The sequence below is a fragment of the Pseudoalteromonas sp. SCSIO 43088 genome (assembly GCF_023650795.1).
Classification (GTDB): Bacteria; Pseudomonadota; Gammaproteobacteria; order Enterobacterales; family Alteromonadaceae; genus Pseudoalteromonas; species Pseudoalteromonas shioyasakiensis.
In genome coordinates this window covers 2,422,863-2,442,867 of sequence record NZ_CP072675.1, presented here as the reverse complement: position 1 = coordinate 2,442,867, position 20,005 = coordinate 2,422,863, and the positions used below count along the sequence as shown (strand labels likewise).

General features: G+C 41.5%; 19 protein-coding genes and 10 tRNA genes. 13 read left to right on the top strand and 16 right to left on the bottom strand.

What is annotated here, in order from left to right; all coding sequences use genetic code 11:
* Positions 1-210: 210 nt before the first annotated feature.
* A complete protein-coding gene (locus J8Z28_RS11355) occupies positions 211-1,380 on the top strand; it encodes an FAD-dependent oxidoreductase (RefSeq protein WP_250659442.1) in 1,170 nt (389 codons plus the stop codon).
* A gap of 204 nt (positions 1,381-1,584) precedes the next feature.
* Here J8Z28_RS11355 and J8Z28_RS11350 read toward each other — a convergent pair.
* The 16 genes from J8Z28_RS11350 to lolB all read right to left on the bottom strand — a co-directional run bounded on the left by J8Z28_RS11350 (position 1,585) and on the right by lolB (position 8,496).
* Positions 1,585-1,659 (bottom strand) — tRNA-Gln (locus J8Z28_RS11350).
* 38 nt (positions 1,660-1,697) lie between these two features.
* A tRNA-Leu gene (locus J8Z28_RS11345) sits at positions 1,698-1,782 on the bottom strand.
* A gap of 147 nt (positions 1,783-1,929) precedes the next feature.
* Positions 1,930-2,004 (bottom strand) — tRNA-Gln (locus tag J8Z28_RS11340).
* Between the two features lie 40 nt (positions 2,005-2,044).
* A tRNA-Leu gene (locus J8Z28_RS11335) sits at positions 2,045-2,129 on the bottom strand.
* Positions 2,130-2,195: 66 nt separating this feature from the next.
* Positions 2,196-2,270 (bottom strand) — tRNA-Gln (locus J8Z28_RS11330).
* A gap of 40 nt (positions 2,271-2,310) precedes the next feature.
* Positions 2,311-2,395 (bottom strand) — tRNA-Leu (locus J8Z28_RS11325).
* Between the two features lie 87 nt (positions 2,396-2,482).
* A tRNA-Met gene (locus tag J8Z28_RS11320) sits at positions 2,483-2,559 on the bottom strand.
* Positions 2,560-2,563: 4 nt separating this feature from the next.
* Positions 2,564-2,638, bottom strand: a tRNA-Gln gene (locus J8Z28_RS11315).
* Between the two features lie 36 nt (positions 2,639-2,674).
* Positions 2,675-2,759 (bottom strand) — tRNA-Leu (locus tag J8Z28_RS11310).
* Between the two features lie 60 nt (positions 2,760-2,819).
* Positions 2,820-2,896: transfer RNA gene (locus J8Z28_RS11305), tRNA-Met, on the bottom strand.
* Positions 2,897-3,519: 623 nt separating this feature from the next.
* Positions 3,520-4,611, bottom strand: a complete 1,092-nt coding sequence (gene ychF / locus J8Z28_RS11300) for a redox-regulated ATPase YchF (RefSeq protein ID WP_054561818.1) — start codon at positions 4,609-4,611, stop codon at positions 3,520-3,522.
* 34 nt (positions 4,612-4,645) lie between these two features.
* Complete coding sequence (gene pth, locus J8Z28_RS11295) at positions 4,646-5,230, bottom strand: aminoacyl-tRNA hydrolase (RefSeq protein WP_350338371.1); 585 nt, start codon at positions 5,228-5,230, stop codon at positions 4,646-4,648.
* A 19-nt stretch (positions 5,231-5,249) separates the two neighbouring features.
* Positions 5,250-5,861, bottom strand: coding sequence for a 50S ribosomal protein L25/general stress protein Ctc (locus tag J8Z28_RS11290; RefSeq protein ID WP_054551653.1), 612 nt, complete (start codon positions 5,859-5,861; stop codon positions 5,250-5,252).
* Positions 5,862-6,012: 151 nt separating this feature from the next.
* On the bottom strand, positions 6,013-6,960 hold the full coding sequence (locus J8Z28_RS11285; protein ID WP_054551652.1) for a ribose-phosphate pyrophosphokinase: 948 nt from the start codon (positions 6,958-6,960) through the stop codon (positions 6,013-6,015).
* A 79-nt stretch (positions 6,961-7,039) separates the two neighbouring features.
* Positions 7,040-7,906 carry a 4-(cytidine 5'-diphospho)-2-C-methyl-D-erythritol kinase gene (gene ispE / locus J8Z28_RS11280; protein ID WP_250659441.1) on the bottom strand — a complete coding sequence of 289 codons (867 nt, stop codon included), beginning with the start codon at positions 7,904-7,906 and terminating at the stop codon, positions 7,040-7,042.
* 2 nt (positions 7,907-7,908) lie between these two features.
* Entirely contained in the window at positions 7,909-8,496 is a 588-nt protein-coding gene (gene lolB / locus J8Z28_RS11275; protein ID WP_250659440.1) for a lipoprotein insertase outer membrane protein LolB, read from the bottom strand.
* 83 nt (positions 8,497-8,579) lie between these two features.
* Between lolB and hemA the strand changes: the two genes are divergently transcribed.
* From hemA to rlmM, 12 genes are all read left to right on the top strand, one after another.
* Positions 8,580-9,836, top strand: coding sequence for a glutamyl-tRNA reductase (gene hemA, locus J8Z28_RS11270; protein WP_250659439.1), 1,257 nt, complete (start codon positions 8,580-8,582; stop codon positions 9,834-9,836).
* Positions 9,837-9,843: 7 nt separating this feature from the next.
* Entirely contained in the window at positions 9,844-10,929 is a 1,086-nt protein-coding gene (gene prfA / locus J8Z28_RS11265; RefSeq protein ID WP_054551648.1) for a peptide chain release factor 1, read from the top strand.
* Positions 10,930-10,931: 2 nt separating this feature from the next.
* Positions 10,932-11,774: a peptide chain release factor N(5)-glutamine methyltransferase gene (gene prmC / locus J8Z28_RS11260; RefSeq protein ID WP_250659438.1), complete on the top strand. Its 843-nt coding sequence runs from the start codon at positions 10,932-10,934 to the stop codon at positions 11,772-11,774.
* A 45-nt stretch (positions 11,775-11,819) separates the two neighbouring features.
* Positions 11,820-13,358 carry a DUF3369 domain-containing protein gene (locus J8Z28_RS11255; RefSeq protein ID WP_250659437.1) on the top strand — a complete coding sequence of 513 codons (1,539 nt, stop codon included), beginning with the start codon at positions 11,820-11,822 and terminating at the stop codon, positions 13,356-13,358.
* Positions 13,359-13,379: 21 nt separating this feature from the next.
* Positions 13,380-13,754, top strand: a complete 375-nt coding sequence (locus J8Z28_RS11250) for a SirB2 family protein (protein WP_250659436.1) — start codon at positions 13,380-13,382, stop codon at positions 13,752-13,754.
* 132 nt (positions 13,755-13,886) lie between these two features.
* Complete coding sequence (locus J8Z28_RS11245; RefSeq protein ID WP_054561811.1) at positions 13,887-14,714, top strand: tetratricopeptide repeat protein; 828 nt, start codon at positions 13,887-13,889, stop codon at positions 14,712-14,714.
* A 15-nt stretch (positions 14,715-14,729) separates the two neighbouring features.
* On the top strand, positions 14,730-15,983 hold the full coding sequence (locus J8Z28_RS11240; RefSeq protein ID WP_054561810.1) for a DUF819 family protein: 1,254 nt from the start codon (positions 14,730-14,732) through the stop codon (positions 15,981-15,983).
* Between the two features lie 9 nt (positions 15,984-15,992).
* The gene (gene kdsA / locus J8Z28_RS11235; RefSeq protein WP_054561809.1) at positions 15,993-16,847 is read left to right on the top strand and encodes a 3-deoxy-8-phosphooctulonate synthase; all 855 of its coding nucleotides are present in this window, start codon (positions 15,993-15,995) and stop codon (positions 16,845-16,847) included.
* A gap of 100 nt (positions 16,848-16,947) precedes the next feature.
* Positions 16,948-17,844, top strand: coding sequence for a transcriptional regulator GcvA (locus tag J8Z28_RS11230; RefSeq protein ID WP_054561808.1), 897 nt, complete (start codon positions 16,948-16,950; stop codon positions 17,842-17,844).
* A gap of 1 nt (position 17,845) precedes the next feature.
* Entirely contained in the window at positions 17,846-18,490 is a 645-nt protein-coding gene (locus J8Z28_RS11225) for an alpha/beta family hydrolase (protein WP_055196892.1), read from the top strand.
* Positions 18,487-18,855, top strand: a complete 369-nt coding sequence (locus J8Z28_RS11220) for a DUF423 domain-containing protein (RefSeq protein ID WP_054551639.1) — start codon at positions 18,487-18,489, stop codon at positions 18,853-18,855. The genes J8Z28_RS11225 and J8Z28_RS11220 overlap by 4 nt, the downstream gene beginning before the upstream one ends.
* 9 nt (positions 18,856-18,864) lie before the next feature.
* Entirely contained in the window at positions 18,865-19,950 is a 1,086-nt protein-coding gene (gene rlmM / locus J8Z28_RS11215) for a 23S rRNA (cytidine(2498)-2'-O)-methyltransferase RlmM (protein ID WP_055022133.1), read from the top strand.
* Positions 19,951-20,005: the final 55 nt, after the last annotated feature.

Sequence of the window (20,005 nt, the reverse complement as noted above, 5' to 3'; positions counted from 1 at the left end):
GAAACAGGATTAAGTGGCAAGTATGCCGACTTAAAGGACGCGTATTTTAGCTGGATACCCGCACAGATCCAAGTATAGTTTTTATCTTTGTGGTGTGAAATCAAACAAGTCACTGTTTTGAAATTCATAAGCAGTAAATGCACTGACACGCAATATTGAATTACGTTACAATTTATCCCGTATTTAAATAGCCAAATGAGCGAATATTAAATGAATAAAAATAAGGTAATTGTTGTCGGTGGCGGCATGGTAGGTGCTGCTACTGCTGTAAAACTGGCCAAGCAGGGTAGGGATGTCACCGTTATTGAAAAGCACCTTATCGATGCTGATCAAATTTTAAGCTCAGATAAGGTAGATATTCGCATTTCGGCTATTAATCGTTTTTCAGAGAATTTACTTGATGAGCTTGGTGCAATGCCGTTACTAAGACAAAATCGTATCGCACCCTATCAACAATTAGAGGCCTACCAGCAACAAGGCGAGAATTTATTGTTTGATAGCCATGAGATTGGCGAAACGCATTTAGGTCATTTAATCGAAAATAATTTAATTCAAGCAAGTCTTTGGCAGCAATTCGCCAAGTACAACATCGAAGTGATAGAGCAGTTATCTGCCATCACGGATATTACTCAAACGGCTGATTCAATCACCTTACATTATGGCGATACTCAATATACCGCTGATTTAGTTGTTGCTGCAGATGGTGGACAGTCACAATTGCGAAATAAAGCTGGTTTAGGTGTAACGGGTTGGCAATATGGCCAGCATTGCATGGGCGTGTTAATCAAATTAGATGCCCCGCAGCAGGTAAAAACGTGGCAACAATTTACGCCAACCGGGCCTGTGGCGTTTCTACCGATGCAGGCGCCTTATGCTAATTTAATTTGTTATCACGATGCTGCAGTTTTAAAGCAGTGGCAAAAGTTGTCGAATGAGCAACTCGAAGCAAAGCTCATTGACCATTTTCCTGAACTACCGGGTGACTTTGAATTACTTGAGCATGCTGTTTTTCCACTTGCACGCCAACATGCCAATGATTACTCGCACGGACGTTTAGTTTTGGTGGGTGATTCGGCGCACACAATTAACCCGCTCGCTGGGCAAGGTGTGAACCTAGGGTTTCAAGATGTTGTAGCACTGGCAGATATTTTGGCAGATCAACCTGATGTTGGTCAGCAAGCGTTATTGAAACGCTATGAGAAAAAACGCCGCCACGCTAATTTACTAATGATGAGCATGATGGATGCATGTTATTTTGGTTTTTCAAACGAGATTAAACCACTAAGTTGGGTTCGCAGTAAGTTTTTAAAGCTTGCTAATAACACAGGCCCTGCAAAGAACTGGGTTTTAAAGTATGCGATTAGCGGGACATTAAGTTAATCGTAAAAAATTAATTGTACAAAAGATAAAGAAGCGGGGTAATGAAAATTAGCCCGTTTTTTTTGTGCTAATTGTGCTAAAAATTACCGAATATACTTTGGAGAAACTTGAAACTTGAAACTTGAAACTTGAAACTTGAAACTTGAAACTTGAAACTTGAAACTTGAAACTTGAAACTTGAAACTTGAAAGGGAAGTAAGTAGTTGGCTGGGATACCAGGATTTGAACCTGGGAATGGCAGGATCAAAACCTGCTGCCTTACCGCTTGGCGATATCCCAACGCTAAACTTGAAGAGTTTTAGTTCTACTTAAGAACATGGTGCGGAAGGAGAGACTTGAACTCTCACAACCGAAGTTACTGGAACCTAAATCCAGCGCGTCTACCAATTCCGCCACTCCCGCACATTGTGTGATGCAAGTGTATAGTAATGGAACCTAAATCCAGCGTCTAATCAAGACACCAGCCAATTCCGCCACTCCCGCATCATAAGGTTTGCTAATTTAAACTCTTAGCGTGAGTTTTCTTATTCACTCTCTTGGTAGAGAAAGTGGCTGGGATACCAGGATTTGAACCTGGGAATGGCAGGATCAAAACCTGCTGCCTTACCGCTTGGCGATATCCCAACAAAGAATAATTTGATAGTTTTGGTTCTTATCAAGAACATGGTGCGGAAGGAGAGACTTGAACTCTCACAACCGAAGTTACTGGAACCTAAATCCAGCGCGTCTACCAATTCCGCCACTCCCGCATCAAAGGGTTTGCTAATTTAAACTCTTAGCGTGAGTTATCTTATTCACTCTCTTGGTAGAGAAAGTGGCTGGGATACCAGGATTTGAACCTGGGAATGGCAGGATCAAAACCTGCTGCCTTACCGCTTGGCGATATCCCAACAAAGAATAAATTGATAGTTTTGGTTCTTATCAAGAACATGGTGCGGAAGGAGAGACTTGAACTCTCACAACCGAAGTTACTGGAACCTAAATCCAGCGCGTCTACCAATTCCGCCACTCCCGCATCATTCGTACTAAAAGTACTGGTAGTTATTTTAAACTCTTCATTGAGTGCAGCTTTAACTCCTGCAGAGCCATTCTAAAAGAAGAATGGTGGCTAAGACGGGATTTGAACCTGTGACCCCATCATTATGAGTGATGTGCTCTAACCAACTGAGCTACTTAGCCATCGTGGCTGGGATACCAGGATTTGAACCTGGGAATGGCAGGATCAAAACCTGCTGCCTTACCGCTTGGCGATATCCCAACAAAAGCTTGATAGTTTGAGTTCTTATCAAGAACATGGTGCGGAAGGAGAGACTTGAACTCTCACAACCGAAGTTACTGGAACCTAAATCCAGCGCGTCTACCAATTCCGCCACTCCCGCATCATTCGTACTTAAAGTACTGGTAGTTATTTTAAACTCTTCATTGAGCAACAAAAAGAATGGTGGCTAAGACGGGATTTGAACCTGTGACCCCATCATTATGAGTGATGTGCTCTAACCAACTGAGCTACTTAGCCATCTTTTTTGTTAGCACTTCATCGCTGAGTGCGGGGCGTATTATGCTGATATGACCTAAATCCGTCAACACCTTTTTTGCAAAAAAATGCTTATCAGTGTTTGTTTGCATTAAAATTAAGCTAAGTGGCGAAATTTCATTTAAATTGCTGTTTTTTTGACTGCAATTTATTAGTTTAATTCCCAAATACATAATAAGAGTTTTAAAACGCACATTTAAAGTTGCTTGATTTTCATACAAAAATCAAGTTTCAAAATTAGTAAGTGTGTTTTTTTAACGTGTTTAACTGCAAAAAATGAAAAGCGAATGATTTTATACAGGGAAATTTGCGATTAATCGGCCTAGTTTTTACTTTTATAATACCCACAATTTGCTAATCGAGCAGTCAATAGGTCGCAAAATTGCTAGCGAGTTTTTAAATCCCCTCTAATTGACAGTTGTTATCACTCATTTGCTTTCGACGTATTTATTAATGCGATTTACTGTTAAGCATAAATAACACCGTACATCACTAAAAAGAACAAGCAGAGGTATTACTCACCATGCTTTAATGTTTTAGGAATATTTAGGCAATAAAAAAGGCTCGTAATAACGAGCCTTTTGTAATCGAATGAACGAATATGCTTATACGTTAAATAAGAAGTTCATCACATCGCCGTCTTTAACGATGTATTCTTTACCTTCTTGACGCATCTTACCAGCTTCTTTAGCACCGCTTTCGCCTTTAAACTCAATGTAGTCGTCAAATGCGATAGTTTGTGCACGGATAAAGCCACGCTCAAAGTCAGTGTGGATTTTACCCGCAGCTTGTGGTGCAGTCGCACCTACTGGGATTGTCCATGCACGTACTTCTTTAACGCCAGCAGTGAAGTAGGTTTGTAATTTAAGTAACTCGTAACCACCACGGATCACTAAGTTAAGACCTGGTTCTTCTAAACCTAGGTCAGCCATAAATTCTAGTTTATCTTCTTCTTCAAGTTCAGATAACTCAGATTCAATCGCTGCACATACTGGAATAACAACTGCGTCTTCTGCAGCGGCAATTTCACGTACTTTGTCTAGGTAAGGGTTATTTTCAAAACCATCTTCTGCCACGTTCGCAATGTACATGGTAGGTTTGATTGTTAAGAAGTTAAGTGGCTTAATTGCTGCTTTTTCTTCTTTTGTTAGTTCTAAAGAACGTAACGTTAAACCTTCATCTAAGTGTACTTTTACTTTTTCTAAAACAGCATTTTGCTCTTTAGCGTCTTTGTCGCCGCCTTTTGCTTTTTTAGCATTACGAACAATCGCTTTATCAGCACTGTCCATATCAGCAAGTACTAATTCAGTGTTAATTACTTCGATATCATCAGCAGGGTCAATTGTGCCAGCAACGTGAACAATGTTTTCGTCTTCAAAACAACGGACAACGTGACCAATCGCATCTGTTTCACGAATGTTTGCTAGGAATTGGTTACCTAAACCTTCACCTTTCGATGCGCCTTTTACTAGACCGGCAATATCAACGAATTCCATCGTCGTTGGTAAAATACGCTGAGGATTTACGATAGCGGCTAAATCATTCAAGCGCGCATCAGGAACCGGTACCACACCCGTGTTAGGCTCAATGGTACAGAAAGGGAAGTTAGCGGCTTCAATACCCGCTTTAGTTAGTGCATTAAATAGAGTTGATTTACCAACGTTTGGCAAACCAACGATGCCACATTTAAAACCCATAGTAAGATACCTTGTGTAATTTCATTAAAACGGATTAAGGTTTAAATGAATGTAGTCTGTTTTGTGCTTTTAACACACCATCTTTTGCAAGTATTTCTATACAACGAACTGCTTCGTCAACGGCGGCGTCCATTTTTTCTTGATCGTCTTTCGCGGCTTTACCTAGCACCCAGCCTGTTACCATTTCTCGGTGGCCTGGATGACCAATGCCTATGCGAAGGCGCATGAAATCTTTTTGGTTTGCCATTTTCGCAATAATATCTTTTAAACCATTGTGACCGCCGTGGCCGCCACCTTTTTTAAGTTTTGCAATCCCAGGATCTAAGTCCATTTCGTCATGAGCAACGAGAATGTTCTCAACAGGGATTTTAAAGAAATTAGCGAGACTACTCACCGCCTTACCACTTAAATTCATATAAGTTGTAGGGATCAGTAATTTAAATTCTTGGCCTTGAATAATCACTTTGCCGGTGAGGCCGTGATATTTAGGATCATGTTTGAGTGTGCAGTTATAACGTGCAGCCAGTTCTTCGATGAACCAAGCACCTGCATTATGGCGTGTGTTTGCGTATTCGGGGCCTGGATTAGCCAGGCCCACAAGCATTTGAATAGAATTCAAGGTGTTTACACCTTAAAAATTATTCTGCAGCGTCTTCTGAAGCTTCTTCTTCAGCTGGAGCTGCTTTGTTAGCTTTAACAGTAACAACTGACTGATCGTGATCAGCGCCTTTAGTTAGCTCAACAGATGAAACACCTGAAGGAAGTTTAAGGTCAGAAAGGTGGATTGAATCACCAGCTACTAAGTCTGAAACGTTAACTTCAACGAACTCAGGAAGTGCTTTAGGAAGACACGTGATTTCGATTTCAGTTAATTGGTGAACAACAGTGTTACCAGCTTTAGTTACTTTCTCTTCACCGATGAAGTGTACTGGCACTTTAGTGTGAAGTTTGTGAGTAGCATCTACACGTTGGAAGTCTAAGTGAGTGATCTTAGGCTTGTACGGGTGACGTTGAATATCTTTAAGGATAGCTTCAACTGACTCGCCACCGATGTTTAAAGTAAGGATGTGCGTGTAGAAACCTTCGTCTTCTTGCGCTTTGATCATATCTTTGTGTGCAAGAACGATTGATGCAGCTTCTTTGTCAGCACCGTAAAGGATTGCAGGAACTTTATCTTCACGGCGTAGGCGGCGGCTCGCACCAGTACCTGTTTCTGTACGTAATTCTGCATTGTATGTGTAAGTTGACATAATGTCTCCAATAATTAATAGTCTTAGGGCCTTTGCGACCAAGGTCCCCAGCCAAAAGGCGCGCTATCATACCACCCCTTTCGGGGAAAATAAATAACGACTACAAAAAAAGCACCTAGACGGTGCTTTTTTAGTATTGCAGTAATGTTGATTAGTGTTCAAACATCGCTGAAATAGATTCTTCGTTGCTGATACGACGGATTGTTTCAGCAAGCATATCTGCAAGTGTAAGCACTTTGATTTTATCAATTGCTTTAAGCTCATCAGATAGTGTGATTGAGTCAGTTACGATAACTTCGTCAATGACTGAGTTACGAATGTTCTCAGCTGCATTACCTGAAAGTACTGGGTGAGTAGCGTAAGCAAATACGCGTTTTGCACCGTGTTCTTTAAGCGCTGCTGCTGCTTTACATAAAGTGCCACCGGTATCGATCATGTCATCAACGATGATACAGTCACGACCTTCAACGTCACCAATAATGTGCATTACTTGTGAAACGTTTGCTTGTGGACGACGCTTGTCGATAATTGCAAGGTCTGTGTCGTTTAATAGCTTAGCGATTGCACGAGCACGAACAACACCACCGATATCAGGAGAAACAACAACAACGTCATCGAAGTCGCGTTCTTTCATATCTTCAAGTAGAACTGGGCTACCAAATACGTTATCAACTGGTACGTCGAAGAAACCTTGGATTTGTTCAGCGTGTAAATCAACCGTTAGAACGCGGTCAACACCAACACTTGAAAGGAAATCTGCAACTACTTTAGCTGTAATTGGTACACGAGCAGAACGCACGCGGCGGTCTTGACGTGAATAACCAAAGTAAGGGATAACGGCTGTAATACGTCCAGCAGACGCACGACGTAGGGCATCAACCATAACGATAAGCTCCATTAAGTTATCGTTAGTAGGGTTACAGGTTGATTGGACAATGAAAACGTCAGAGCCACGAACATTTTCATTAATTTGAACACTGATCTCACCGTCACTAAAACGGCCAACAACAGCATCGCCTAATTCAATATACAAACGTTTTGCAACTTTTTGAGCTAGCTCAGGTGTTGCGTTACCAGCGAAGAGCTTCATGTCAGGCACGGTAGGGTTCCTCAGGCACTGAATTTTGGGACTAACAGGCTATGGTGGGCACCAAAGCAGGTTAACATTTACTTGTACGTTACTTCATTTCAAAGTGAGCATTTAATGCTGTATGAGCAGGAGAAAGTGTAGCACTACTTGCAACAAAACCTGTCCATTTTTCTGGTAATTGAGCTAAAACTTGTTGTGCTTGTGCCTCGGTTGAAAACTCAGCAAAGCAGCAAGCGCCTGTACCAGTCATCTTTGACGGGGCGTATTTTAGCAACCACTGCAGGGCTTTTTCAACCTCGGGGCAGAGCTTTTTAACTAAAGCCTCACAATCATTGCCTAAATTTTCTGTTTGCCAGTCTGCTTTTAGCTTAGGTGTGTCGCGCTTTAAATCTGGGTGGGTAAAAATTTTCGCGGTGCTCACATGCTGCCCTGGATGCACCACACAGAACCAACTTTGCGGTAATTCAACATTTTCTAGTTGCTCGCCAATACCATGCGCAATGGCAGTGTGACCATTTATAAATACCGGTACATCAGCGCCTAATTTCACCCCAAGCTCTGCTAATTCTGTAAGTGATAAATCACAGCCCCATAGTTTATTAAGAGCAAGTAGGGTAGTGGCGGCATCAGATGAGCCGCCGCCAACACCGCCGCCCATAGGCAAACGTTTTAATAGCTTTATTGAAGCGCCTTGTTGGCAATTACAGTGTTGTTGTAATAAACGGGCTGCTTTATATATAAGGTTATCTGCAAGCTCAATACCGTTTGTATCACCGGTTACAGAAATATCTGGCTCGTTGTTGACAGTAAATGTTAAGTCATCACCAAACTCTAAAAAGGTAAATAAGGTTTCGAGTTCATGGTAGCCATCTTCACGGCGACCATTTATATGAAGGAATAAATTAAGTTTTGCAGGTGCTATTAAAGTTAGCGGGGCGGTTGAAGCGTGTGTCATGATTAATTTAACTGCCAATCATTAAGTTGAATTTTAATACGAATTTTATTGTTTTTAAGGCTTAGCTTAACAGGAAGCCAATAACCATCTTGTTTGATGTAGTCTGAATAGGTTATTTGCCACTGTTGACCATTGTGAGCATGCCAAATAAGACTTTTTAAACGGCCTTGCTCATCATAGCTTGCTTGGTCGTTCTCGACGGTGCCTTTTAGCCACTTTGCGGCATTATCTAATGGGATTGAAAAGCCGGTTAAACGATATAACAACATTGAGGCATCACGGTCGGTATACACATTGTCGTCATACTCAAGTTCAGCACCTTGTGCATTTTGTTTTAAAGACAAAATGCGGGTACCAATAAAACTGGTAAGTACCATGTCACTGTATTGCTCATCATGTTGCCAATTTAAATTGGCTGACTGGCGCTGCTCTGTACTAATAAATGCCATTTTGCCTTGCACTTGCCATTGAGCTTGTTGTTCTAATCGGCTTTTCCAGTCAGGATAAATGTAATCAACAGTTGAAATTTTTTGCGCACAACCGCCGATAAATAAAAAAAACATGAATAAAATCAAATATTGTTTAATCAAATGTCGTTCCTTACTTTCCATATTCCGCTGATTTTTGGTAAAATTAATGCCTTTACAGCTGGGCTTAGCAATATTTGGTACATATGACCATCGTAGCACTTGGTATAAATCACAAAACCGCATCCGTAGAATTACGCGAAAAAGTCGCGTTTTCGCCTGAGCAAATGTCTGAGGCGTTACAGCAATTAAGTGGTCATGCGCATTTTAATGAAGCGGTTATTGTTTCGACCTGCAACCGAACTGAAATCTATTGTAGCCTTGCCGAGCGTAATTCCCAAACCTTGTTGCGCTGGTTAGCCAGTTTCCATGGTTTGGATGAACAAGAACTGAGCAATAATATCTATTGCCATGAAGATCATGAAGCAATTAATCACTTAATGCGGGTGTCTTGTGGTCTAGATTCGTTAGTGCTCGGCGAGCCGCAAATCTTAGGGCAAATAAAACAAGCCTACCATAATGCAAAAACTCACGATGCCATTGGTGTAACCTTTGACCGCTTGTTTCAAAAAATATTTTCTGTGGCAAAACAAGTTCGTACCGAAACTGACATTGGTGCTAGCGCAGTATCTGTTGCTTATGCCGCGGTAAATCTTGCGAAACATATTTACGGTAAACTAGATAAAACCAATGTACTGCTAATTGGTGCAGGTGAGACGATTGAATTAGTTGCTAAGCACTTATACCAAAACGATCCGCAAAAAATAACTGTGGCAAACCGTACTATTGAACGCGCTAAAACCTTAGCCAGTGAGGTTAACGCGGATGTGATTGCACTTGCCCAGTTACCTGAGCGTTTACACGACGCCGATATTGTTATTAGTTCAACCGCCAGTACCTTGCCTATTATTGGTAAAGGGGTGGTAGAACAGGCGTTGAAAAAGCGCCGCCACAAACCAATGTTATTTATCGATATTGCGGTACCGCGTGATATCGAAAGCCAAGTAGGCGAATTAGATGCTGCCTATTTGTATTCAGTTGATGACTTACAAGCCATAGTAAGCGAGAATATCGCCGCTCGTGAGCAGGCTGCGGAGCAAGCGCAAGCTATTATTCGCTCACGTACCGATGAATTTGCTATGTGGTTGCGTTCACTCGATTCGGTGGATCTTATTCGCCATTATCGCAACGATGTACAAGATATAAAGTCAGAACTTGTCGAAAAAGCCCTTGGCCAGCTACAAGCAGGTAAAGAGGCAGAAAAAGTAATACTCGAGTTGGCAAACAAACTGACCAACCGCTTGATGCACGCACCTACCCGTGCCATTCAAGATGCTGCTAAAAAAGGTGAAGCAGCGGAGTTAAGCCAATTAAAGAAAATGTTAGGTATTGATCAGGAATAGTCGTTAAATGAAAGAGTCTGTTTATAGAAAATTAGAAACCTTAGTTGAGCGTTATGAGGAAGTGCAAGCGCTACTAAGCGACCCCTCTGTGATCAGCGACCAAAATCGCTTTCGTGCCTTATCTAAAGAATACTCAGAATTAGAAGAAATCGTAAAAGCATTTTTAGCGTACCAACAAGCACAAGATGATGTTGCTACAGCTGAAGAAATGTTAAAAGACTCTGATCCTGATATGCGTGAAATGGCGCAAGAAGAATACAAAGAAGCAAAAGCACAAATTATTGCATTAGAAGATGAAATCCAAATTCTAATGTTACCAAAAGACCCTAAAGACAATAATAACGTTTATTTAGAGGTTCGTGCCGGTACCGGTGGTGATGAAGCTGCTATTTTCGCAGGTGACTTATTCCGTATGTACAGCCGCTACGCTGAAACTAAAAAGTGGAAAGTAGAAGTAGTAAGTACTAACGAAGGTGAGCACGGCGGTTATAAAGAAGTTATTGCGCATATCTCTGGCGAGGGCGTGTACGGTCAGCTTAAGTTTGAATCAGGAGCGCACCGTGTACAACGTGTTCCAGAGACAGAATCGCAAGGCCGTGTTCATACCTCAGCTTGTACTGTAGCCGTTATGGCAGAAATTCCTGAAGCGGAAGCAATTGAAATTAACCCTGCTGATATTAAAGTCGATACCTTCCGTGCATCGGGTGCCGGTGGTCAGCACGTAAATAAAACTGACTCAGCAATCCGTATTACACATATTCCAACGGGTGTGGTTGTAGAGTGTCAGGATGAGCGTTCACAGCATAAAAACCGTGCCAAAGCGATGTCTGTACTAGGTGCACGTTTACAACAAGCTGAAGATGAAAAGCGTCAAGCGGCTGAAGCGTCAGAACGTCGTAACTTAGTAGGTAGTGGTGATCGCTCTGAGCGTATTCGTACTTATAACTACCCGCAAGGTCGTATTACCGATCACCGTATTAATTTAACACTTTATCGTTTGAATGAAGTGGTTGCCGGTGATTTAGGAAGTGTTATCGAACCTCTAATGCAAGAACACCAAGCTGACTTACTTGCTGCGATGGGCGATGAATAATCGTGCCACAAAGCATTGAACAAGCAATTGTTGCTGCAACGGCGTTATTAACGCCTAGCAGCGACAGTGCTAAGTTAGACGCACAAGTCCTGTTATTATCCATTCTTGATAAACCTCGCAGTTATTTATTTACCTGGCCCGAAAAAAAACTTACCGAACAGCAACAACTTGACTTTGAACAAGCATGTCAGCGTCGTTTAAATGGTGAACCAGTTGCTCATATTGTTGGTTTTCGTGAATTTTGGAGTCTTCCTTTAAAGGTTAATCCAACAACTCTGATCCCAAGACCTGATACCGAAACATTAGTTGAATATGCTTTAGGCCTTGAGCTTCCTACTGCTGCAAACGTGCTTGACTTAGGCACTGGCACAGGGGCAATTGCCTTGGCATTAGCCAGTGAAATGCCTAATTGGCAGGTGACAGGGGTTGATAGAGTGGCTGATGCAGTTGAGCTTGCCGAAGAGAACAAACAACGACTCAATATTAGCAACGCCACTTTTGCGTTAAGCAATTGGTTTAGTGCAGTAAGTACACAAAAGTTTGACCTAATTGTTAGCAACCCACCGTATATTGAACATGATGATGAGCACTTAAGCCAAGGTGATGTTCGCTTTGAACCGCTCTCTGCATTAGTTGCAGATGACGACGGTATGGCTGATATTAAACAAATTATTACTATCGCACGTGACTATTTAGCAACAAATGGCTATCTTTTAATTGAACATGGCTACAAACAAAGTGTGAAGGTACAAGAATTTTTTGCACAAATGTCGTATAGCCATATACTTACAATTAAAGATCTTGGCGGTAATGACCGTGTAACGTTAGCACAATGGCCTAAATAACAATTAAGTGCACTGTGCGTACATAGCCTTTGAGGATCCCATAGAATGGATGATTTTTTGTTTTCGGATGAAGCACTTGATGAAGTAAATGAGGTGGTTCAGGGTAGTTGGAAAGTCATCGTCGTTGATGACGAGCCAGAAGTACATGCCGTAACAAAGCTTGCGTTGAGTGACTTTGAATTTCAAGATAAACGTTTAGAGTTTATCAGCGCCTATTCGGGTGAAGAAGCCAAGCAGGTTATTCAACAGCACCCAGATGCTGCTATCGTACTACTCGATGTGGTTATGGAAACCGATGATGCAGGTCTCAAAGTCGCTAAGTTTATTCGCGAAACTGCAAAAAATAATCACATTCGTATCATTCTTCGTACAGGTCAGCCTGGGCAAGCGCCAGAGCGTCAAGTTATCGTTAATTACGATATTAATGACTACAAATCAAAAACTGAACTAACAGCACAAAAACTATTCACTGTGGTGATGTCGAGCTTACGCTCTTACCGTGACATTTTATCGATTGAGCAATCTCGCCAAGGCCTTGAAAAAATTATTAAAGCATCTCGTAATATTTTCTCGACTCATTCACTAGAAAGCTTTATTGAAGGGGTGATGCAGCAACTTACCTCATTGCTAGGTACTGTTGATCAAGCTATGTATGCAACAAGTTTAGTTGCCAGTAACCCGCAAGATAACCAAAAGAAGCTTGTGGTGTTTTCAGGGCGAGGTGAGTTTGAACGCAGTGAAGGCAAGGCGATTGAAGAAGTGCTTGATGAGGAGCAGTTACAAGCCTGCCAACAAGCACTGAGCGAAAAAACCATCGTCTACCGTGAAAACTATTTATTTGCTTATTGCTGTAGTGAATGTAATCACAACTCGATGTTATTTATTTCCGGTATCCCTAAGCATTTAACCGACACTCAGCGTCATTTGATTGAAATTTTCTCGCAAAATGTACAGCTGGCGTATGAAAATGTGCAGCTACAATCTGAAATTGAAGCAACACAGCAAGAGTTAGTATTTAGACTTAGTGAAGCATTAGAGCAACGTTCAACAGAAACCGGTAATCATGTAAAACGTGTATCGCACATTTGTTATGAACTTGCCATGGGCTATGGTCTATCAAAACGCGAAGCAGAGCTTATTCGCTTAGCAGCGCCACTGCATGATGTGGGTAAAGTGGGTATTCCTGATGCCATTTTAAATAAGCCTGGGCCTTTAACCGACGAAGAGTGGGCCATCATGCAAAAGCATGCTGAAAAAGGTCATTTAATTTTAAAAGGCTCAAATCGTGACATTGTTAATACTGGGGCGATTATTGCGTTATCGCACCATGAGCGTTGGGATGGTTCAGGCTATCCGAAAGGTCTAAAAGGTGATGACATTCCAATTGCTGGTCGCATTGTGGCTTTAGCTGATGTGTTTGATGCACTGCGCCATAAGCGTTGTTATAAAGAGCCGTGGTCACTAGACGATGTTGTGAAAGAAATTAATGCGCAACAGGGTAAACAATTTGATCCTAAGCTAATCGAAGTGTTTAATCAGCGTGTTAAAGAAATAGAAGACGTACTTGTACGTTATCCAGATTAATTAAAATAAAATTAGGGGCATATGGATTATTTAGCAGTAAAACATACTCACATGTTGTTTGCCGTGTTGAGTATTATCTTATTTTACGTTCGTTCTTTTTCACGCTTGAAGACGGGCGCTCTGGCAAAAAATAAAGTAGTGTTTATTGGCAGCCACAGTATCGACACCTTATTACTTGTTTCTGCCGTGGTATTGATTGTAATGGCAGGTTTTAACCCACTTGAACAATCTTGGTTATTAGAAAAGATAATCTTAGTGGTTGCTTATATTGTGCTAGGTATTGTTGCAGCTAAGCAAAGCGCACAAGGCGCGAAGGTTGTATTACTTGCTATAACCACGATTATTTTATTAGCAATTGGTTATTTAGCGTCTGCTAAAACAGCACTTCTTTTATAACAAATCTCTAGGCGGTATTTGATGGCATAGGCTGTCGTACCGCTTTTTTATATCTTATCGCTCAGTATTGGTAACTTAGGGCAAAAGTAGGTAAACTAGCTGTTCGTTTTTGAAAGAGATGTAGCAGTATAAATGACCACCCCTTGGTTTGAAGATCAAAATGAATCCTATCAAGATGAGGCCTTTGACGCATTTTCTTCTAAAGTGCTTTATCGTTGTATCGACGCCGAATTAAAGTGGGATCAACAAGCTGATTTAACAGCCTGTTATGACACCCTTAATGAGCTTGAAAATACGGTAACAGCTCTTTGCGCTGAATTAAAAGAGCCACATGAGCGTCTCGATAAGTTACTTGATACCTTTTATCAGCAATGGCTGTTTAGCTCATCAAGCTTAAAAGTGCCTGAGTATACGTTAAATAGTTTTAGCTACACCATTACCATGCGCAGTGGCACACAAACCACGCTGGCAATTTTACTTTGTCATTTATTACAGCATGCTGAACTAGACGCCACAGTCACGCTTAGTCAGGGAGACGTGCATGTTCACGTTGGGATGAGTGATGAAGAAGGTTATTTAATTGAGCCAAGCACAGGTCAGCAGAGTTGGTATATAACACCAGAGAATGCCTGTGAAGAAAATGGCGATGAGCAAGAACCGCTTGAACTGATATTTGAAGAAGAACTTTACAAGCTGTATCTAGCTCAACAAAAATGGTCGTTTATCAGCGAGAGTAAATTTGGCCATGCTTTGCATTGTGTGGAAATGCTGATGGAATTACTTGGTGATGACCCGTATGAGCGTCGTGACCGCGGCTATTTACTTAATCAGCTAGATTGCCCAAAAATGGCACGGGATGATTTGCAGTACTTTGTCAATGAGTGCCCAGATGATCCTGCTATCGAAGTTATTCAGCATCAAATTGCTGAAATAGAAGACAACAATAATACACACCACTAATTTAAAGGAACATTTATGACTGACGCCCACAGTGCGCTAATTACCAATGACGCAGTCGTACTTGGTTTGCTTGCCGTTATTTTGGGGTTTATTTTTAAAACCTCGCACAGTAATAATGCTGCCTGCCAAAAATTTTATAAATATGTACCGGCATTATTGCTTTGCTACTTTTTACCATCATTACTCAATACCTTTGGGATTGTTGATGGCCATTCTTCAAATGTATATTTTGTGGCGTCGCGCTATTTACTACCAGCTTGCTTAATATTGCTTACAATTAGTATTGATTTAAAAGCGATTTTAAACCTTGGGCCAAAAGCATTAATCATGTTTTTAACAGGCACCATGGGTATTGTTATCGGTGGCCCACTGGCTATCTTAGTGATGAGCGCCGTTTACCCAGAGGCTGTGGGTGGTCATGGCCCTGACGCTGTTTGGCGTGGTATGACGACCATTGCCGGCAGCTGGATTGGGGGCGGCGCAAACCAAGCTTCAATGAAAGAAATGTTTGAAGTAGGCGGCGATATCTTCTCTGCAATGGTGACTGTTGATGTGATAGTAGCTAACTTATGGATGGCTGTACTGTTATTAATGGCAGCAAACCATAAGGCGATTGATGCTAAAACAGGCGCAGATACGCGTGCAATTGAAGATTTAAAAGAGCGCGTAGAAAAGTATCATGCTGAGCATGCGCGCATGCCAACTCTAAATGATTATATGACGATTATTGCTATTGCCTTTGGTATTACAGGCCTTGCACATTTTTGTGCAGACTTTTTAGGTCCGTTTTTTGGGGCTAACTTCCCATGGGCACAAGAGTATAGTTTAAACAGTAAATTCTTCTGGTTAATTGTTATCTCTACCACAATTGGTATTAGTTTATCGTTTACTAAAGTTCGCCATATTGAAGCTTTTGGTGCGTCAAAAGTAGCATCAAGCTTTTTATATATTCTTGTTGCTTCAATTGGCTTACACATGAATATTACCGCGATTTTTGACTCGCCAATGTACTTTGTACTCGGTGCGATTTGGATGATTACCCATGCAAGCTTAATGCTTATTGTGGCGAAATTAATTAAAGCTCCACTGTTTTACATGGCAGTAGGCTCTCAAGCCAATGTAGGCGGCGCGGCATCAGCACCTGTTGTTGCATCAGCTTTCCACCCATCGCTTGCGCCAGTAGGTGTTTTACTTGCTGTTTTAGGCTATGGTGTTGGTACCTACATGGCTTATATTTGTGGATTAATGCTACAAGCTGTTGCACCTTAAGGAATAGAAATGAACAACCAGTTAATTAAAATTAACGAGATTGAATTAGCCAACGACAAACCATTTGTATTGTTTGGTGGTATGAACGTACTTGAATCACGTGATTTAGCGATGCGTATTGCGGAGCATTACGTAGAAGTAACATCAAAGCTAAACATTCCATACGTTTTTAAAGCCTCTTTTGATAAAGCTAATCGCTCTTCAATTAACTCATACCGTGGCCCGGGCATGGAAGAAGGTTTAAAAATCTTTGAAGAAATTAAATCTACTTTTAATGTGCCACTGATCACCGATGTACATGAGCCGCATCAAGCTGCTCCTGTAGCTGAAGTGGTTGATGTAATTCAGTTACCGGCATTCCTAGCTCGTCAAACTGACCTAGTTGTTGCTATGGCAAAAACGGGTGCCATCATCAACGTGAAAAAACCACAGTTTTTAGCACCACATGAAATGCGTCATATCATTAAAAAGTTTAATGAAGCGGGCAACAACAATGTTGCACTGTGTGAGCGTGGTACTAGCTTTGGTTATAACAACCTTGTGGTTGATATGCTTGGTATGGATGATATGAAACCTATGGCTCCGGTTATCTTTGATGCAACGCACGCATTACAACGCCCAGGTGGCCGAGCTGACTCTGCGGATGGTCGCCGTGCGCAAGCTGCAGAACTTGCTCGCAGTGGTATGGCATTAGGCATTGCGGGTTTATTTATTGAAGCGCACCCTAATCCGAATGAAGCAAAATGTGATGGTCCATGTGCACTTGCACTAAGCAAGCTAGAAGGTTATTTATCGCAAATGAAAGCGGTTGATGACTTAGTTAAAAGCTTTGCACCACTCGATACCAGCGCAAGCGATTTATAATTTAAGTATATAAGTATGAATAAGGCGACCATGGTCGCCTTTTTTTATTTGTATCGCTATAATCGATGCATAAGAAAAACTAATTCTAAGTTTGGTGTTTATGTCTCGTCGTTTACCTCCTTTAAATGCACTAAAAGCATTCGAAGCCGCTGCCCGCCATTTGAGCTTTACCAAAGCAGCAGAAGAGCTATATGTAACGCAGGCCGCGGTGAGCCACCAAATTAAAACCCTTGAAGAGCATTTAGGTTTAAAGCTGTTTTTACGTAAAAATCGTTCTTTGCTTTTAACTGAAGAAGGGCAAGGCTACTTTTTAGATATTAAAGAAATTTTTACCCAGCTGATCGATGCCACTGAAAAACTACTTGCCCGAGGTGCAAAAGGGTCATTAACGGTAAGTTTAACGCCAAGCTTTGCGATTCAATGGTTAGTACCCAGACTTAGTTTATTTAATGAATTACATCCAGAAATCGACGTGCGAATTAAGGCGCAAGATCAGGATGAAAATTCACTTTCTGACGATGTTGATATTGCTATTTACTACGGCCGTGGTCACTGGAGCGGGGTGCAGACATATAAGCTCCACACTGAATATCTAGTGCCTTTATGTAGCCCATTGTTGTTAACGGGCCCTAAGCCGCTTAATCAACCCAGTGATTTAGCAAATCATACCTTATTGCATGATACCACCCGTAAAAATTGGAAAACCTGGATGAAAACGGCAGGTGTACGTAATGTACAAGTTAACCAAGGGCCGATTTTTAGTCACTCATCGATGGTATTGCAAGCAGCGGTTCATGGGCAGGGGGTTGCAATTGGTAATAGCGTTTTAGCAAAACCTGATATTGATGCGGGCCGACTCGTCATTCCATTTAGTCACTCATTAGAAAGTAAAAATGCCTACTATTTAGTGATCCGCGAATCTCAAACAGAGCTTGGTAAAATAGTCTCTTTCAAAGACTGGATGCTGAGTTTAGTTGAGCAAGAACAAGAGTATTAACATGTTACAGTGGTTTAAAAGTGCAACGGGCAAGGCGCGTGCACAATTTATATTTGCCCATGGTGCAGGGGCAGGCAGTGATTCTGAGTTTATGCAAACAATGGCTAACTTGATTAGTCAGCATGATATTGATGTAGCGCTGTTTGATTTTCAGTATATGCAAATTGCAAAAGAAACAGGCAAGCGTAGACCACCCGAGCGTGCTCCTAAGTTACTTGCCTACTTTAGTGAAGTTTTAGCCGAGCGCCAGCCAGAATTGCCGCTATTTATTGGGGGTAAATCTATGGGTGGGCGTATGGCTTCTATGCTCTGTAACGAGCAGGACCAAGCTCAAATTGCTGGCGTGGTTGCTTTTGGCTATCCGTTTCACCCACCGGGTAAACCCGAAAAACTTCGCATAGACCATTTTGTTGATATGCCATGCCCTTTTTTAGTCCTGCAAGGTGAGCGTGATACATTTGGTAATCAGCAAGAACTCGCTGAGCTTGAAATGGTTAATCCGCCAGAGATTATATTTCTCAAAGATGGTGACCACTCATTAAAACCTCGTAAAAAAAGTGGCATTACAGAACAAGAAAACTTACAGCAAGCTGCAGATTATGCAGCGCAGTTTATTATGAATTTAGCGGCTGGAGATGCGCAATGATAAAACTATATTTAATGATTGGTAGCTTATTTTGCATGCTTTCGGTAATGCTTGGCGCATTTGCTGCTCATGGTTTAAAAAGCCGTGTTTCTGAGTATGCGATTGGAATTTTTAAAACCGCTGCTGAATACCAAATGGTGCATGGCCTTGCATTGATAGCAATTGCTATCTTAATTAAGTGGGGCATGAACTTAAGCTGGGCTGGTGGATTTTTTATCGCAGGGACCGTGTTATTTAGCGGTAGTTTGTATTTACTCGCACTAACGGGCATGAAGTGGCTTGGGCCTATCACCCCAATTGGCGGTGTTTGTTTTATTATTGGTTGGGCTATTTTGTTAGTTCAAGCAGCACGATATAAGTTTTAAGGGTTATCTATGTCGAGTGTAGTTATTTATTGTCGCAGTGGTTTTGAAAATGATGCCGCTGCTGAAATTACTTTTCAGGCTGCTGAACAAGGCTTTGCTGGTTACGTAAAAACAAAACCAAATACAGGTATTGTTGTTTACGAATGTTTTGATGCAAGCCACGGTGAAGAAATCATCAAAAAAGTAGATTTCAAGAATATGGTATTTGCTCGCCAATGGTTTACTGGCACCTTAGTCGATAACATGCCACTTGAAGACCGTGTAAGTGCTATTGTTGAAGCTGCCGCTGAGTTTCCTGAATGTGGTGACCTACGTGTAGAAACGCCAGACACCAATGAAGGTAAAGAGCTTAGTAAGTTCTGCAAGAAGATTTCGACGCCACTGAAAAAATCGCTTGAAAAGCGCTCGAAGGTAACACGCGAGCTTGCCGAGAAAAAACCCGTTATGCATGTGTTATTTTTAGCAAACGACAGTGCTTATGTTGGCTACTCATACACATTTAATAATTCGCCTTTCTTTATGGGCATTCCGCGTTTACGTATGCCTAATGATGCGCCGAGCCGCTCAACATTGAAACTTGATGAAGCCTTTAACGTATTTATTCCACCCCATGAAGCTGAAGAGCGTATGCAACCTGGCATGCGAGGGGTTGATTTAGGCGCTTGCCCTGGTGGTTGGACTTATCAGCTGGTGCGCCGTGGAATGTTTGTAAGCGCAATCGATAATGGCCCTATGAATGATGACTTGATGGAAACTGGTCAGGTTAAGCACTTTAGAGTAGATGGTTTTAAATACCGCCCAGAAAAGCGCAATATTCAATGGTTAGTGTGTGACATGGTAGAAAAGCCGGCTAAAGTGACCAATCTAATGATAGATTGGGCGGTGAATGCCTACGCAAAAGAGCTTATTTTTAATCTTAAACTACCGATGAAAAAACGTTTTGATAGCGTTTACGAGTGTTTAAAAATGATTAAAGAAGAGCTTGAAAAGTATGGTGTAAGTTACGAATTACAAGCCAAGCATTTATATCATGACCGTGAAGAAGTCACCGTACATTTAAATGTAACCAAGGTGCCACAGAGCCTTTACAGTTAACCTTAATTTGAAATTAAAAAGGCCAATAGCTCACACTATTGGCCTTTTTATTAGG

Coding starts and splice junctions, on each gene's coding strand:
- ychF (WP_054561818.1), bottom strand. CDS start 4,611: ATGGGTTTTAAATGTGGCATCGTTGGTTTGCCAAACGTTGGTAAATCA.
- J8Z28_RS11225 (WP_055196892.1), top strand. CDS start 17,846: ATGTTACAGTGGTTTAAAAGTGCAACGGGCAAGGCGCGTGCACAATTT.
- J8Z28_RS11255 (WP_250659437.1), top strand. CDS start 11,820: ATGGATGATTTTTTGTTTTCGGATGAAGCACTTGATGAAGTAAATGAG.
- hemA (WP_250659439.1), top strand. CDS start 8,580: ATGACCATCGTAGCACTTGGTATAAATCACAAAACCGCATCCGTAGAA.
- J8Z28_RS11220 (WP_054551639.1), top strand. CDS start 18,487: ATGATAAAACTATATTTAATGATTGGTAGCTTATTTTGCATGCTTTCG.
- prfA (WP_054551648.1), top strand. CDS start 9,844: ATGAAAGAGTCTGTTTATAGAAAATTAGAAACCTTAGTTGAGCGTTAT.
- J8Z28_RS11290 (WP_054551653.1), bottom strand. CDS start 5,861: ATGTCAACTTACACATACAATGCAGAATTACGTACAGAAACAGGTACT.
- ispE (WP_250659441.1), bottom strand. CDS start 7,906: ATGACACACGCTTCAACCGCCCCGCTAACTTTAATAGCACCTGCAAAA.
- J8Z28_RS11230 (WP_054561808.1), top strand. CDS start 16,948: ATGTCTCGTCGTTTACCTCCTTTAAATGCACTAAAAGCATTCGAAGCC.
- J8Z28_RS11250 (WP_250659436.1), top strand. CDS start 13,380: ATGGATTATTTAGCAGTAAAACATACTCACATGTTGTTTGCCGTGTTG.
- J8Z28_RS11355 (WP_250659442.1), top strand. CDS start 211: ATGAATAAAAATAAGGTAATTGTTGTCGGTGGCGGCATGGTAGGTGCT.
- J8Z28_RS11240 (WP_054561810.1), top strand. CDS start 14,730: ATGACTGACGCCCACAGTGCGCTAATTACCAATGACGCAGTCGTACTT.
- rlmM (WP_055022133.1), top strand. CDS start 18,865: ATGTCGAGTGTAGTTATTTATTGTCGCAGTGGTTTTGAAAATGATGCC.
- J8Z28_RS11245 (WP_054561811.1), top strand. CDS start 13,887: ATGACCACCCCTTGGTTTGAAGATCAAAATGAATCCTATCAAGATGAG.
- kdsA (WP_054561809.1), top strand. CDS start 15,993: ATGAACAACCAGTTAATTAAAATTAACGAGATTGAATTAGCCAACGAC.